General features: G+C 63.4%; 18 protein-coding genes. 10 read left to right on the top strand and 8 right to left on the bottom strand.

The window, feature by feature from the left end; genetic code table 11:
- Positions 1 to 138: 138 nt before the first annotated feature.
- From scpB to C4K39_RS08150, 4 genes are read right to left on the bottom strand one after another with little or no spacing between them, the layout of a single operon-like run.
- The gene (gene scpB / locus C4K39_RS08165; protein WP_124348325.1) at positions 139 to 1,143 is read right to left on the bottom strand and encodes an SMC-Scp complex subunit ScpB; all 1,005 of its coding nucleotides are present in this window, start codon (positions 1,141 to 1,143) and stop codon (positions 139 to 141) included.
- 12 nt (positions 1,144 to 1,155) lie between these two features.
- The gene (locus tag C4K39_RS08160; RefSeq protein ID WP_068586223.1) at positions 1,156 to 1,974 is read right to left on the bottom strand and encodes a segregation and condensation protein A; all 819 of its coding nucleotides are present in this window, start codon (positions 1,972 to 1,974) and stop codon (positions 1,156 to 1,158) included.
- Entirely contained in the window at positions 1,975 to 2,604 is a 630-nt protein-coding gene (locus C4K39_RS08155; protein ID WP_068586229.1) for an L-threonylcarbamoyladenylate synthase, read from the bottom strand.
- Positions 2,605 to 2,617: 13 nt separating this feature from the next.
- Positions 2,618 to 3,478 carry a PHP domain-containing protein gene (locus C4K39_RS08150; protein WP_124346082.1) on the bottom strand — a complete coding sequence of 287 codons (861 nt, stop codon included), beginning with the start codon at positions 3,476 to 3,478 and terminating at the stop codon, positions 2,618 to 2,620.
- Between the two features lie 87 nt (positions 3,479 to 3,565).
- Between C4K39_RS08150 and C4K39_RS08145 the strand changes: the two genes are divergently transcribed.
- The 6 genes from C4K39_RS08145 to C4K39_RS08120 all read left to right on the top strand — a co-directional run bounded on the left by C4K39_RS08145 (position 3,566) and on the right by C4K39_RS08120 (position 7,707).
- A complete protein-coding gene (locus C4K39_RS08145) occupies positions 3,566 to 4,162 on the top strand; it encodes a septation protein A (RefSeq protein ID WP_068585866.1) in 597 nt (198 codons plus the stop codon).
- Position 4,163: 1 nt separating this feature from the next.
- Positions 4,164 to 4,463: a YciI family protein gene (locus tag C4K39_RS08140; protein ID WP_124346081.1), complete on the top strand. Its 300-nt coding sequence runs from the start codon at positions 4,164 to 4,166 to the stop codon at positions 4,461 to 4,463.
- Positions 4,464 to 4,574: 111 nt separating this feature from the next.
- A complete protein-coding gene (locus C4K39_RS08135; protein ID WP_124346080.1) occupies positions 4,575 to 4,991 on the top strand; it encodes an SH3 domain-containing protein in 417 nt (138 codons plus the stop codon).
- A 7-nt stretch (positions 4,992 to 4,998) separates the two neighbouring features.
- A complete protein-coding gene (locus tag C4K39_RS08130; protein WP_124346079.1) occupies positions 4,999 to 5,676 on the top strand; it encodes a response regulator transcription factor in 678 nt (225 codons plus the stop codon).
- Between the two features lie 187 nt (positions 5,677 to 5,863).
- Positions 5,864 to 6,301 carry an LTXXQ domain protein gene (locus C4K39_RS08125; protein ID WP_068585876.1) on the top strand — a complete coding sequence of 146 codons (438 nt, stop codon included), beginning with the start codon at positions 5,864 to 5,866 and terminating at the stop codon, positions 6,299 to 6,301.
- A 65-nt stretch (positions 6,302 to 6,366) separates the two neighbouring features.
- Entirely contained in the window at positions 6,367 to 7,707 is a 1,341-nt protein-coding gene (locus C4K39_RS08120; RefSeq protein WP_124346078.1) for a sensor histidine kinase, read from the top strand.
- 75 nt (positions 7,708 to 7,782) lie between these two features.
- Here C4K39_RS08120 and C4K39_RS08115 read toward each other — a convergent pair whose 3' ends face one another.
- Positions 7,783 to 8,349, bottom strand: a complete 567-nt coding sequence (locus C4K39_RS08115) for an NAD(P)H nitroreductase (RefSeq protein WP_124346077.1) — start codon at positions 8,347 to 8,349, stop codon at positions 7,783 to 7,785.
- Positions 8,350 to 8,469: 120 nt separating this feature from the next.
- Between C4K39_RS08115 and C4K39_RS08110 the strand changes: the two genes are divergently transcribed.
- Positions 8,470 to 9,924, top strand: coding sequence for a TrkH family potassium uptake protein (locus C4K39_RS08110; RefSeq protein WP_068585886.1), 1,455 nt, complete (start codon positions 8,470 to 8,472; stop codon positions 9,922 to 9,924).
- On the opposite strand, the gene C4K39_RS08105 is transcribed toward C4K39_RS08110, so the two are convergent.
- The gene (locus C4K39_RS08105) at positions 9,881 to 10,942 is read right to left on the bottom strand and encodes an AraC family transcriptional regulator (protein ID WP_068585889.1); all 1,062 of its coding nucleotides are present in this window, start codon (positions 10,940 to 10,942) and stop codon (positions 9,881 to 9,883) included. The genes C4K39_RS08110 and C4K39_RS08105 overlap by 44 nt on opposite strands.
- A 161-nt stretch (positions 10,943 to 11,103) precedes the next feature.
- Between C4K39_RS08105 and C4K39_RS08100 the strand changes: the two genes are divergently transcribed.
- Positions 11,104 to 11,415 (top strand): Mpo1-like protein, encoded by a 312-nt coding sequence (locus tag C4K39_RS08100; RefSeq protein WP_068585892.1) that lies wholly within the window; start codon positions 11,104 to 11,106, stop codon positions 11,413 to 11,415.
- Positions 11,416 to 11,472: 57 nt separating this feature from the next.
- On the opposite strand, the gene C4K39_RS08095 is transcribed toward C4K39_RS08100, so the two are convergent.
- Positions 11,473 to 12,294 carry a UDP-2,3-diacylglucosamine diphosphatase gene (locus tag C4K39_RS08095; RefSeq protein WP_068585895.1) on the bottom strand — a complete coding sequence of 274 codons (822 nt, stop codon included), beginning with the start codon at positions 12,292 to 12,294 and terminating at the stop codon, positions 11,473 to 11,475.
- Positions 12,295 to 12,426: 132 nt separating this feature from the next.
- Here C4K39_RS08095 and C4K39_RS08090 point away from each other — a divergent pair, with 132 nt between their 5' ends.
- Positions 12,427 to 13,242 carry an AraC family transcriptional regulator gene (locus C4K39_RS08090; protein ID WP_124346076.1) on the top strand — a complete coding sequence of 272 codons (816 nt, stop codon included), beginning with the start codon at positions 12,427 to 12,429 and terminating at the stop codon, positions 13,240 to 13,242.
- A gap of 51 nt (positions 13,243 to 13,293) precedes the next feature.
- Positions 13,294 to 14,187 (top strand): DMT family transporter, encoded by an 894-nt coding sequence (locus tag C4K39_RS08085; RefSeq protein WP_068585902.1) that lies wholly within the window; start codon positions 13,294 to 13,296, stop codon positions 14,185 to 14,187.
- On the opposite strand, the gene C4K39_RS08080 is transcribed toward C4K39_RS08085, so the two are convergent.
- Complete coding sequence (locus C4K39_RS08080; protein ID WP_068585905.1) at positions 14,181 to 14,468, bottom strand: Rdx family protein; 288 nt, start codon at positions 14,466 to 14,468, stop codon at positions 14,181 to 14,183. The genes C4K39_RS08085 and C4K39_RS08080 overlap by 7 nt on opposite strands.
- Positions 14,469 to 14,479: the final 11 nt, after the last annotated feature.

The following is a 14,479-nucleotide window of genomic DNA, read 5'->3' as shown; positions in this document are numbered from 1 at the left end:
CTGAAGACATGGAAAAACAGGTTTGTGGCGAAGGGATCGCCAAAAGGTCGCGAATCATACGCTCATGACGGCGGTTGCGCATCACAGACTAGTCGATAAGCCAGCATCGAGGCATTTTTTTGCTGGCCGGCCGCGGGGTCAGTCGTCCAGCAGGCGCCGCTCCTGCTCGATGGCCTCGGCCAGCGCCAGGGCCTCGGCCTCCTCCTCGCTCAATTGAGGCTCCAACGCCGCCACTGCCGCCAGCAGCTTGGCCCGCGCCTCGGCAACGCCCAGCACATCGTCATCGACAGACGGGGGCTGTGCAGGGGCCTGCGCAAGCAACGGCTCCTCTGCCTCTTCAAGCACAGGCTCGGCCTGCAACGACAACTCGCTATCGGCCACGTCTGGCAGGCTCTCCAATAGCTCCGGGCTACCGGATACCTCGACACCGTCGCGATGCAAGTCGTCGAAGTCGGTCTTGAGCCCCTCCTCCATGGAGTCCAGCTCCAGCAGCAGGGTGTGGAAGCTGGTCTCTTCCTTGGGTTCTTCCGGCTCGGCGCTGGCGTCTGCCAGTTGCTGCAGGTGTTCGGGCACGGGGGCGTCATCGAACTCCAGCACCGGCTCGGCCTCCATTTCCCGCAGCTCGGCCAACGGTGGCAGCTCGTCGAGACTCTTGAGGTTGAAGTGATCGAGAAAGGCCTTGGTGGTGGCAAACATCGCCGGTTTTCCCGGCACGTCGCGATAACCCACCACGCGAATCCACTCGCGCTCGATCAGGGTCTTGACGATATTGCTGTTGACCGCCACGCCACGCACATCCTCGATCTCGCCCCGGGTGATCGGCTGGCGATAGGCAATCAGGGCCATGGTTTCCAACAAGGCGCGGGAGTAACGCTGGGGCCGCTCTTCCCACAGGCGACCGACCCAGGGAGAGAACTTCTCACGGATCTGCAAGCGATAGCCTGAAGCCACTTCCTTGAGTTCGAAGGCTCGTCCCTCGCAGGACTTGCCCAGCAGCACCAGGGCCTTCTTGAACACCGCCGGCTCCGGCCGTTCGGCATCCTCGAACAGCTCGAAAAGGCGCTCCAGGGACTGGGGCTTACCCGAGGCCAACAGGAAGGCTTCGAGCAGGGAGGCCAGCTCGCGGGGTTCGTTCAGATTCATCATTTAAGCTCGTTATTCGGCTCGCGCCCGTACATGGATAGGCGCGAAAGGCTCATTCTGCACCAGCTCGACCAGGGATTCCTTCACCAGCTCGAGGATTGCCATGAAGGTCACCACCACCCCAAGGCGGCCTTCCTCGGCGGTGAACAGTTCGACAAAGGGCACGAAGCCGCCGCCCTTGAGGCGCTCCAGCACATCGCTCATGCGCTCGCGGGTAGACAAGGCCTCGCGGCTGACCTGGTGGCTTTCGAACATATCCCCCCGACGCAGCACCTCGCCCATCGACATCAAGAGCTCTTCCAGGGCCACGTCCGGCACCAGCTTGCGCGCCCGGGCCTCGGGGGCGTCGAGCTTGGGCACCAGCACATCGCGGCCCACCCGGCTCAACTCGTCGATACCCTCGGCAGCCGCCTTGAAACGCTCGTACTCCTGCAGGCGGCGAATCAGCTCGGCCCGGGGATCATCCTCCTGCGCCTCGATCTCCTCGGAGCGAGGCAGGAGCATGCGCGACTTGATCTCGGCCAGCATCGCGGCCATCACCAGGTACTCGGCTGCCAGTTCCAGGCGTACCGACTGCATCAGCTCCACATACCCCATGTACTGGCGGGTGATCTCCGCGACCGGGATGTCGAGGATGTCGATGTTCTGTTTGCGAATCAGATACAGCAACAAGTCCAGAGGCCCCTCGAAGGCTTCGAGGAAGACCTCCAGGGCATCGGGCGGAATGTACAGGTCCAGGGGCATTTCCATGACCGCCTGGCCGTAGACCATGGCAAATGGCAGCTCCTGCTGGGCGCCGGCCTGTTCGTCGACGGTTTCCACTGCGGACATCTAGGCCTCGGCCATGAAGGGTGCAGGATCGCCGCAACCAACGCGGATCACTTGCGGTTCGCCGTCGGCGAGGCTGATCACCGTGGAGGATTCGGTGCTGCCAAAACCGCCGTCGATGATCAGGTCGACCTGGTGCTCCAGCAACTGACGCATCTCATATGGGTCGCTCAGCGCCTCGGTGTCGCCAGGCATGATCAGGCTGACGCTCATCAGCGGCTCTCCCAGCTCGGCCAGGAGCGCCAGGGCGATGGGATTGCTGGGCACCCGCAGGCCGATGGTGCGGCGCTTGGGGTGCAGCAACAGGCGCGGTACTTCACGGGTGGCATTGAGAATGAAGGTATAGGGCCCTGGCACATGGGCCTTGAGCAAGCGAAAAGTGCCGGTATCGATCTTGGCGAACAGCCCCAGTTGCGAGAGGTCGCTGCAGATCAGGGCGAAATTGTGCTTGTCGTCCAGCTGGCGCAGGCGTCGCACCCGCTCGATCGCCCCCTTGTCGCCCATCTGGCAGGCAACGGCATAGGACGAGTCCGTGGGGTAAATCACCACGCCACCGCCGCGAATGATCTCCACGGCCTGCTTGATCAGGCGCGGCTGTGGGTTTTCCGGATGGATCTGGAAGAATTGACTCACTGTCTCTACCTGCTCAGGCGGCAATAATTGGCTCATGCTTGAACCGACACCAAAGTGGCGGCAGGTCTTCTGGGACCGGGCGGTACTCACCGATCTCGGACCAGCCCCCCGGGCCATGGAAGTCACTGCCAGCACTGACCAGCAGTCCGAATTCACGGGCAAGGATGGACAGGCTGCCCACTTGCTCCGCGGGTTGGTGACCATTGACGACCTCGATGGCATGGCCACCGGCTTGAATATAGTCGGCAATCAACCGGCGACGCTTGCTGCGGGTGAAATCGTAGTGCCAGGGATGCGCCAGGCTGACCCAGGCCCCGGCCTCGCGCAGGGTGCCAACGGTTTCCTCCAGGGTCGGCCAGTGCTGCTTGACGTCCCCCAGCTTGCCGGCCCCTAGCCATTTGCGAAACGCTTCGGCACGATCCTTGACGAATCCTGCGCGCACCAGATAGTCGGCAAAATGTGGCCGCGCCGGCGCATTGCCGCTGTCGCCCAGCTCCTGCTGGATCGCCCTGGCGCCTTCCAGAGCCCCGGGCATGCCCTTGAGGGCCAGCTTGCGGCTGATTTCCTCGGCCCGCAGCCAGCGCCCCTCATGCAACTTGCCAATGGCCGCCACCAATGCCGGAGCCTCGGTATCGAAGCCATAACCCAGCACATGGATGGTGGCGCCGCCCCAGGTACAGGACAGTTCCACGCCATTGACCAACTGCATGCCCAACGCCCGGGCGGCCTCACGCGCCTCGGCCAGGCCCTCGACGGTGTCGTGGTCGGTCAGGGAGAGGATTCGCACGCCTTTCTCATACGCCCGGGCAACCACCGCCGCCGGCGCCAGGGCGCCGTCGGAAGCCGTACTGTGGCAGTGCAAATCAACGTTCACGGGACAATAAAACCTCAAGTCAGCTGGCGCTTTCGCTACCAAGGATGTTTGTTATTATGCCGACACATCCTGCTCCTGGCTGCCACTGTGAAACAATTCATCGACTTCATCCCGCTGTTCCTGTTCTTCATCGTCTACAAAATCGACCCTCGCGTCGTCGACCTCGCCGGTCAACAAGTCACCCTGGGCGGTATCTACAGCGCCACGGCGGTGCTGATCATCAGTTCCCTGGTGGTCTACGGCGCACTGTTCATTTCCCAGCGCAAGCTGGAAAAAAGCCAGTGGCTGACCCTGATCGCCTGCCTGGTCTTCGGCAGCCTGACCCTGGCCTTCCACAGCGAAACCTTCCTCAAGTGGAAGGCCCCCGTGGTCAACTGGCTGTTCGCCCTGGCGTTCATCGGCAGTCACTTCATCGGCGACAAACTGCTGATCAAGCGCATCATGGGCCACGCCCTGACCCTGCCGGATGCGGTATGGACTCGCCTGAACATCGCCTGGATCGCGTTCTTCCTGTTCTGCGGCGCGGCCAACCTGTTCGTCGCCTTCACCTTCCAGAGCATCTGGGTCGACTTCAAGGTCTTCGGTAGCCTGGGCATGACCGTGCTGTTCCTGGTGGGCCAGGGGATCTACCTGTCGCGCCACCTGCATGACGCTGATCCCACTACCCCGAAAACCGAGGACTGACATGCTTTACGCAATCATTGCCACCGACGTTGCCAACTCCCTGGAAAAACGCCTGGCCACCCGTCCGGCACACCTTGAGCGCCTGCAACAGCTCAAGGCCGAAGGCCGTGTGGTACTGGCCGGCCCGCATCCCGCCGTGGACAGCGAGGACCCAGGCGCAGCGGGCTTCAGCGGCAGCCTGATCGTTGCCCAGTTCGACTCCCTCGCAGCAGCCCAGGCCTGGGCCGCGGCCGACCCGTTCGTGACCGCTGGCGTCTACGACAACGTCGTGGTCAAGCCTTTCAAGCAATCGATGCCGTAACGTCCCTGAAAGTGCGATGAACCTTCAGGGTTCATCGCGTTCTCAATCGCTCATTATTCTCGTTCGATGGCCGACAACCTGCCCAACACTCGTTTGGAATCAGGAGTTTCGATGCGCCAAGGTCCGCTGTGCCTGTTGTTGGTCATGTTGTCGATCGGGGCTCCGGCCCTTGCCGAGGAACCCCAGGACGGCGGATATTCCACGCCATTGTCCCTGAGCGCCGGTAGCCAGATCACCGAGTTGCAGCAACGCTTGAAAGAAAGCGAGCGCCTGCGCGAAGAACTGAGCAAGCAGCTGCAAAATGCCGATGCCGATGCCGAAAGAGAAAGCCCGCAACTGACGCGCTTGCGCCAGGAGAACCAGCGCCTCAAGCTGCAACTCAAGGAGAGCCTGGCCAGCCCGGCACCGAACCTTCTGACCGACCAGCAGCAATGGTTCATCACCGGTGGCGGCGTCGCCCTCATCGCCCTGCTCTGCGGTATCTTTGCCAGTGGTGGACATCGCAAGCGTCGACAATGGCTAAATTGAGTGATTCATGAGCGACCTGTTACTGATTGATGACGACCAGGAACTATGTGAGCTCCTGGGCAGTTGGCTGGCCCAGGAAGGCTTTGTGGTCCGCGCCTGCCATGACGGCCTGAGCGCCCGCAAGGCGCTGGCCGAGGCAGCTCCTGCGGCAGTGGTACTGGATGTGATGCTGCCCGACGGCAGCGGCCTGGAACTGCTCAAGCAACTGCGCAACGACCATCCGGACCTGCCGGTGCTGATGCTCTCGGCCCGTGGCGAACCGCTGGACCGCATCCTCGGCCTGGAGCTGGGCGCCGACGATTACCTGGCCAAGCCCTGCGACCCTCGGGAACTGACCGCACGCCTGCGTGCCGTGCTGCGCCGCAGCCATCCCGTGGCGGCATCCAGCCAGATGGAACTGGGCGACCTGTGCTTCAGCCCCGTGCGCGGCGTGGTCACCCTCGACGACCAGGACATCAGCCTCACGGTCTCCGAAAGCCGCCTGCTCGAGGCATTGCTCAAGCAACCGGGTGAGCCCCTGGACAAGCAGGAACTGGCGCAGATCGCCCTGGGCCGCAAGCTGACCCTGTATGACCGCAGCCTGGACATGCACGTCAGCAACCTGCGCAAGAAGATCGGCCCCTACCCGGATGGCCGTCCGAGGATCGTGGCCCTGCGCAGCCGCGGCTACTACTACAGCCTGTAGCACTTGCCCCCGGTGGAGCGCGCGCCGGCGTGAACAACCAGCCTTGCACATCCTGCGTGCAGGTTTTGTCAGGCTGTTGGTTCTGCGTCTTTACCCAAGCTTTACTCTCCACTGACTGCCGCTGACCTTGAGGTGCGTAACCTGAACTCATCCGGAACTGACCGGGAATGAGACAAGGAGACACACCATGCGCAAGACCCTGATCGCCCTGATGTTCGCCGCCGCCCTGCCGACCCTGGCCATGGCCGCGCCTGAAGGCAGCGCTGCGATGGGCCCGATGAACGGCCCCTGGCACAGCGAGCACATGCGCGGCAAAGGCCCCTGGAGCCAATTGGACCTGAGCCGCGAGCAGCGCCAGCAGATCGGCAAGCTGATGGGCGAGCAAATGCACGAACGCAAGGCGCTCGTGGAGAAGTACCTGGAGAAACTCTCCCCGGCCGACCAGAAGGCCATGAAGGACGAGTTGGCTGCCAAGCACCAGAAGACCCAGGCCGATATCCGTGCCCTGCTCAAGCCTGAACAGCAGAAACAGTTCGACGCCATCGTCAAGAAGCAGGAAGAACGGCGCGCCGAATGGGCCCAGTTCAAGGCCTGGCAAGCGCAACAACCGCAAAAGGCGCAATAATGCGCTAGCGTCCTACCCAGCCCAGTGGCCCCTGCCACTGGGCTTCTTGCATTCAAGGAGTTTGCGTGCGCTCATTGTTCTGGCGTGTCCTGGCCAGCTTCTGGCTGGCTATCGCCCTGGTGGCCGGGTTGTCGATCCTGCTGGGCCATATGCTTAACCAGGATGCCTGGATTCTCAGTCGTCATCCGGGCCTCAACACCCTCGCCGAGCAATGGACGCAAACCTATGAGGAGCAAGGCGAGGACGCCGCCCAGGAAATCCTCCAGCAACGCAAGCGCCAGTATCACATCGATGTCCAGGTACTCAACGAAAGTGGCGACCCGGTGGTGCGCGGCACCTTCCCGCGTCGCGCGGCCGCCTTCGAGGCACGCCAGAACAACGATGACCGGCGCCTGCCCTGGCGCCGCCTGACCGCGGAATACACCAGCCCGCGAACCGACGACACCTACCTGTTCATCTACCGCATTCCTCACCCGGAGCTGAACGCCTGGCACCGCGACAGCCTGACCTGGCCCCTTAGCGCCCTGGCCATCGCCCTGGTGGTACTGACCCTGTTCAGCCTGCTGGTGACGCTATCCATCACCCGTCCCTTGAGCCGCTTGCGCGGCGCGGTGCACGACCTGGGCCAGACCACCTACCAGCAGAACAGCCTGGCGCGCCTGGCCAACCGCCGCGACGAGTTTGGCGTGCTGGCCCGGGACTTCAACCGCATGGGTTCGCGCCTGCAAGGGCTGATCGGCAGCCAGCGCCAACTGCTGCACGACGTGTCCCATGAACTGCGCTCGCCCCTGGCACGCCTGCGTATCGCCCTGGCGCTGGCGGAACGGGCCGCCCCCCAGGAGCGGGAACAGCTCTGGCCGCGGCTGACCCGCGAGTGCGACCGCCTGGAGGCCCTGATCAGTGAGATCCTGGTCCTGGCCCGAGTCGATGCCGACAACGCCAGTGCCGAGGAGGTGGACCTCAATGCCCTGCTCCTGGCCTTGCAGAAAGACGCCCAGCTGGCCTGCTCCGAGCAGGAGGTACAGATCGATGCCCAGCCCCAGTTGCAGATACGTGGCTGGCCCACCCTGCTCGAACGAGCCCTGGACAACCTGCTGCGCAATGCCCAGCGCTTCAATCCCGCCGGGCAACCGATCGAGGTCCAGGCCCAGCGCCTGGGCGAACGAATCCTGATCAGCGTGCGCGACCATGGTCCTGGTGCACCCGTGGAATACCTGGGCCAGTTGGGCGAGCCGTTCTTCCGCGCCCCGGGACAAAGCGCCGCCGGGCATGGCCTGGGGCTGGCCATCGCGCGCCGGGCGGTAGAACGCCATGGTGGCAGTCTGAGCCTGGACAATCACCCCACGGGGGGCTTCATCGCTACCCTGGAACTCCCCCTCGTGCCTGGCGCACTGGCGCAGCCCTGAACCTGATGCGGGCAAGCCGTTGTCGCCGCTTCCGGCAACAACGGGCTTGCCCGCAAGGCCATCGAGAGGTGCTGGTCAGGCCTTGGCGGTCCAGGCGCTGACGAACTCGCTGGTATCGACTTTCGGAGCGATCCGGGGCTCGTTCAACGGGGTGCCCAGATACAGGAAAGCGATGATCTCTTCATTCTTGGCCAGGCCCAGGCCCTTGGCCACATGGGGCGAGTAGGACAGCTCGCCGGTGCGCCACACTGCACCGACCCCCTGGGCATAGGCCGCCAGGAGAATGCCATGGGCGGCGCAGCCAGCCGCCAGCAACTGCTCGGACCGAGGCACCTTGAAGTGCTCCTGCAGACGGGCAACCACCACGACCACCAGCGGCGCACGCAACGGCATGGCCCGGGCCTTGTCCAGCGCCGCCTGGGTCACTTCGCCCCCCTGCAACTGCACCGCCTCGACCAACAGCTCGCCCAAGCGATCGCGAGCTTCACCCTCGACGGTCAGAAAACGCCAGGGCCGCAGTTGGCCATGATCGGGCGCACGCAGGGCAGCGGCGAACAAGGCTTCGCGCTGCTGCGCCGAAGGCGCGGGCTCCACCAGGCGCGGCACGGAAACACGGTTGAGCAAAGCGTCGAGAGCCTCCATCGGCCACCTCCTAGAAAAATGTCTGGCTATTCTAGCGGGATCTGCCGGCAGGGTGCCGGTTTACATGCCCTGCCCCGCAGGTAGAATGAGCGCCTTTCCCCTCCAGCCCGAGCCGAACACATGGCGTTGCCGACCCTCAGGATCATTGGTTTCATTATCGGCATCTTCCTCATCACCCTGGCCATCGCCATGGTCGTGCCGATGGCAACGCTGGTGATCTTCGAACGAACCGGCGACCTGCCGTCGTTCCTCTGGGCCAGCATGATCACCTTCATCGCCGGCCTGGCCCTGGTGATTCCCGGGCGCCCCGAGCATGTTCACCTGCGCCCCCGGGACATGTACCTGCTGACCGTGTCCAGTTGGGTGGTGGTGTGTATCTTCGCCGCCCTGCCGTTCCTGCTGACCCAGCACATCAGCTACACCGACTCGTTCTTCGAGAGCATGTCGGGCATCACTGCCACCGGCTCCACCGTGCTCAGCGGGCTGGACGACATGTCCCCGGGCATCCTGATCTGGCGCTCGCTGCTGCACTGGCTCGGTGGCATCGGCTTCATCGGCATGGCGGTGGCGATCCTGCCGCTGCTGCGCATCGGTGGCATGCGACTGTTCCAGACTGAGTCCTCGGATCGCTCGGAAAAGGTCATGCCGCGCTCGCACATGGTGGCCCGGTTGATCGTCGCCACCTATGTCGGCATCACCATCGTTGGCAGCCTGGCTTTCTGGTGGGCCGGGATGAGCGTATTCGACGCCATCAATCACGCCATGTCGGCCATTTCCACAGGTGGTTTCTCGACCTCCGACGAGTCCCTGGCGCACTGGAAGCAACCGGCGGTGCACTGGGTGGCCGTGCTGGTGATGATCCTCGGCAGCCTGCCCTTCACCCTGTACGTGGCCACTTTGCGTGGCAATCGCCGGGCGCTGATCAAGGACCAGCAAGTCCAGGGTTTGCTGGGCATGCTCCTGGTGACCTGGCTGGTCCTCGGCACCTGGTACTGGTGGACCACCAACCTGCATTGGCTCGATGCCCTGCGCCACGTGGCACTGAACGTGACCTCGGTGGTCACCACCACCGGCTTTGCCCTGGGTGACTACAGCCTGTGGGGCAACTTCTCGCTGATGCTGTTCTTCTACCTGGGCTTCGTCGGTGGCTGCTCGGGCTCCACCGCCGGCGGGATCAAGATTTTCCGCTTCCAGGTGGCCTACATCCTGCTCAAGGCCAACCTCAACCAGTTGATCCACCCACGGGCGGTGATCAAGCAGAAGTACAACGGTCATCGCCTGGACGAGGAAATCGTCCGTTCGATCCTGACCTTCTCGTTCTTCTTCGCCATTACCATCTGCATGATCGCCCTGGCCCTGTCGCTGCTGGGCCTGGACTGGATGACCGCCCTGACCGGTGCCGCCAGCACCGTATCCGGCGTGGGCCCGGGCCTTGGCGAAACCATCGGCCCGGCGGGCAATTTCTCCACCCTGCCGGATGCCGCCAAGTGGATCCTGTCCCTGGGCATGCTCCTGGGCCGGCTGGAGATCATCACGGTGTTCGTGTTGTGTATTCCGGCGTTCTGGCGTCATTGATCGAGACCGGCAGCTGCGCCAATCGCGCCCGGTACTCGCCGGGCGTGACATCGAACCAGCGGCGGAAAGCCCGGAAGAAATTGCTCGGATCGGCGAACCCCAGCAGGTAGGCGATCTCCAGCAGGGTCATGTTCGGCTGCGCCAGGTACTGCTCGGCCAGCTCCCGGCGAGTGTCGTCAAGCAGCGCCTGGAAACTGGTGCCCTCCTCCTGCAAGCGACGTTGCAGGGTGCGCTGGGACAAGTGCAGCGTCTGCGCCACTCGCTCACGCTTGGGTTCCCCCTGGGGCAGCAGTCGGCATAGCACCTGCCGCGCCTTGTGGGTCACGCGGCTTTCAGAGAAGCGGGCCAGGTATTCACCGGCGAACCGATCGTGCAACAGGGCCATGGCCTCGTTGGCAGTGGGCAACGGTGCTTCCATGTCGGCCCGCTCGAAAATCAGCGCATCGAAGGGCGCGGCAAATACCAGCGGGGCATGGAACATGTCCTTGTAGGGCTGGACGTTCTCCGGCTGCTCGCCTTGCAACAGCACCTGGCGAGGTTGCAAGGCGCGCCCTGTCAGCCAGCCACACAGGGCCAGGGCACAGGCCAGGGAAGCCTCGCAGCTTTGCCGGGTCGGTGGCAGGTGGTCGCCATGGACGGTAAGGATCAGCGCATAGCCCTCAGGCAGGAGCCGGAAACTCAGATCGGCGCTTTCGGCGATTATCCGCTGATAACGCACCAGCCGCTCGAACCCCTCGGCCAGGGTCCGGCTCGACATCAAGGCATAACCAGCCACATGAAAAGACGCCGGGCGCACCACCTTGCCCATGTTCAGGCCGATCGCGGGGTTGCCGGACAGCTCTACCGCCCGCTGCCATAGCCGAGTCATCGAGTCCTGGGTAAAGCGTGCATCCGGGTCTTCCAGGGCCTCATAGTCGAGCCCCAACTGCTTGAACAAGACACGACAATCCAGGCCGTCCATTTCCAGGGCTTTGACTATTCCCAAGGCCCAGCTCGCAGAAGTCGTTCGTTCGCTCATGGCGGAGCTCTTATATGATGAGTAGCAGGTAAAAAAACGATTTCCCAAGGATACTAAAGTGGCGCCTATTGTCACTGGCCCGCGCCACCAGGAACTCTAGACTCCAATAGACTCCTCATGGAACGCCCGCCGGCATAACAACAAGCACAGAGACCGCAGCCATGGAAAACGTCCGCCAGTTCCACAGCTTCGCCGAGTTCTATCCCTATTATCTAAGCGAGCATAGCAACAGTACCTGCCGTCGCTTGCACTTCATTGGCACCAGCCTGGTGATCTTCCTGCTCGCCTTCAGCATTGGCAAAGGCGCCTGGCCGATGCTGCTGGCCCTGCCGATAGCCGGCTATGGCTTTGCCTGGGTCGGGCACTTTTTCTTCGAGAAAAACCGTCCCGCGACCTTCCAGCACCCGCTGTACAGCCTGCTGGGCGACTTCGTCATGTACCGCGACATGATCCTCGGCAAGGTGCCGTTCTAACCGAACCGGGCAACCGCCGAAGGGGGACTGCGGCGGTTCGCTGCGCTGAACTGGCGTTCAGGCCGGCTCTGCGAGCTTCGTCCGCTCGGCCTTGAGCTGGGCCTCGCGGGCCTGGGCTTCGGCCAGGCGATAGAGTTCGATGGTACCGTCCCAGTGCTCGATCAAGGCGGTACAGGACTCTACCCAATCCCCGCAGTTGAGGTACTCCACCTCACCGACCTTGCGGATCTCGGCATGATGGATATGCCCGCAGACCACGCCATGCAACTCACGCTTGATGCACTCGTGGGCGATGGCTTCCTCGAAGTCGCTGATGAAGCTCACCGCGGTCTTCACCTTGTGCTTGAGGTAGGCCGACAGCGACCAGTAGCCGTAGCCATAGCGTGCCCGCCAATGATTGAGCCAGCGGTTCAGGGTCAGGGTGAATTCATAGGCCGAATCCCCCAGAAAGGCCAGCCAACGGTGATAACGAGTGATGACGTCGAACTGGTCGCCGTGTATCACCAGCAGGTGACGCCCGTCTGCGGTGACATGCACCGCCTCGTCCACCAGCTGGATGTTGCCCAGGATCAGTTTGGAGTAACGCCGCAGGAATTCATCGTGGTTGCCGGTGACGTAGATCACCTCGGTACCGCGCTTGCTCATGGTCAGCAAACGCCGGATCACATTGGTATGGGCCTGGGGCCAATACATGCCGCCGCGCATTTTCCAACCATCGATGATGTCGCCCACCAGGTAGATACGATCCGCGTGATAGCTCTTGAGAAACCGTGCCAGATGCTCGGCCTGGCAATCCCGGGTGCCCAGGTGCACATCTGAAATCCATAGGGTCCGCACCCGCTGCTTGCGGCTGGGCTTGGCGAGTTCGGCATGGGACATGGACGCTCTCCGGGATTTTTTGCGAGCTTGCTCCCCAGCGATTAATAGCCCATGACAGATATACGGCAGTGCGATGACAAGGCGAAACAGCCGATGGCCGGTGTAGACTGCCGATCTGCCAAGGAGACCGCGATGGGATCTATCCTCACCCTGCGCCACTACAGCCACGATCTGATCGCCCACAGCCACGAGCATGCGCAGCTGGTGTTCGGCCTCTCGGGCCAGCTTGATTTCGAAGTCGAAGGCCACGGCAGCCTGGTGCAGCAACAGAGCTTCGTGGTGGTACCGGCTGGAGCCCGACACGTCTGTGGCAGCCCGGGAGGCAGCCGTTGCCTGGTGCTGGACATCCCCGGAGAACAATGGGTTGGGCAACACCTGGGGGAACATGCGCAAGCTAGCCGCCGCTTGCTGGATAACGCCCAACGCCGAGTCCTGGCGCCGAACCAGAGCCGCCTGGTCAACTGGCTGGCGGACTGCCCGGTGGACGATCCGCTGATCGCCCAGCAAGGCGCAGTGCTGCTGTTGGCCAGCCTCAACCAGGCTGGCGACGGCCTGCCAGGCCAGCGCCGCCTGCCCTACTCTGCCTTGAACGCGCATATCGACCGCCACGCCGCCTACCCGCTGCAGGTGGCGGACCTGGCTCGGATCGCCGGCCTGTCAGGTGCCCGTCTGCATGCACGCTTCATCGCCGAATGCGGACGCAGCCCCATGGACTATGTGCGTCAACGACGCCTGCAGATGGCCCTGGAACTCTTGCGCGGCTCAACGCTGCCCATTGGCGAAATCGCCAGCCGCGTGGGCTACAGCTCCCAGAGCGCCTTTGGTGCAGCGATACTGCGCGAGTTCGGCCACTCGCCACGCCAGCTCAGGCAGGGGGCCCACGCGAGTTCCACGACAAAACACGCCAGGATCACGACAGACGACGCCATCGGGTCCACCGTAGACTGATCTCGTTGTCGTCCAGGGCCAATCCGGCCCGACCAGTGTTCAAGGAAAAAAATGACTCCTCGCACCGCCCTTGGCGCCCTGCATATCGGCGCACTGATGTTCGGCCTGACCGGAGTGCTCGGCAAACTCGCCGTGGCTTCGCCGGCAGTCATTGTCTTCGGTCGCGCGGCCTTTGCCGTACTCGCCCTGGCCTTCTTCGCCCGCCTGGCCAGCCAGACTCCCTGGCAAAAACTCAGCACTGGCGACTACCAGCGCCTGCTGCTCAGCGGCCTGCTGCTGGCCGGCCATTGGGTGAGCTTCTTCATTGCGGTCAAGGTCGCCGGGGTGGCCATCGCCACGCTGGGATTTGCCAGCTTCCCGGCCTTCACCGTGATTCTCGAAGGCCTGATCTTCCGCGAGCGGATCCGTTTCAACGAAGTGCTGCTGGTGGCCCTGGTCAGCATCGGGCTGGTGCTGGTCACCCCGGACTTCGACCTGGCCAGCCAAGCGACCTCGGGCCTGCTCTGGGCAATGGGTTCGGGGCTGCTGTTCGCCCTGTTGTCACTGAACAATCGCGCCAGCTCCGGGCGGGTTCCTGCCGTGCAGGCGGCGTTGTGCCAGAACCTGGTGGTCGGCCTGTGCCTGCTGCCGGTGGCGGCGCCGGAGCTTGGCCAGGTCCGAGCCATGGACTGGCTGTGGATCAGCCTGCTGGGGATCTTCTGCACCGGCCTGGCCCATAGCCTGTTCGTGGCCAGCCTGGCAGTGATCAAGGCCCGCACGGCGGCCGTGGTATTCGCCCTGGAGCCGGTCTACGGGATTACCGTGGCCTGGTTGCTATTCAGCGAGACCCCGACCCTGCGCATGCTGCTCGGTGGCGCGCTGATCATTGTCGCCATCGTTGTTTCGAGTCGCTTGTCCGCCGGCTCAGGTGGCCAGGCGGCGCCGGCAGCATCGGGCTCTCACTGAGTACGATCGTTATGGCCCAGGTCGCGCTCGGGGTCGATGCAATCGCGCACCCGCTGCTTGAGCACCTTGGCTTCAGGAAAACCGCCGTCGGCCTTGCGCTCCCAGATCTGCACCCCATCGCAGAGAATGCGGAAGGTCCCGCCGGTGGCGGGCTCCAGGGAAACCCTGCCCAGGTCGTCACTGAAGGTGCTCAACAATTCCTGGGCCAGCCAGGCTGCTCGAAGCAGCCACTGGCATTGGGTGCAATAGGTGATGACCACTTCGGGTTTACGTTCAGTCATGGTACGACGGG

The organism is Pseudomonas sessilinigenes (genome assembly GCF_003850565.1).
Taxonomy (GTDB): Bacteria; Pseudomonadota; Gammaproteobacteria; order Pseudomonadales; family Pseudomonadaceae; genus Aquipseudomonas; species Aquipseudomonas sessilinigenes.
Note: the sequence above shows the minus strand (reverse complement) of the source record. Positions and strands in the feature narration are given on the sequence as shown.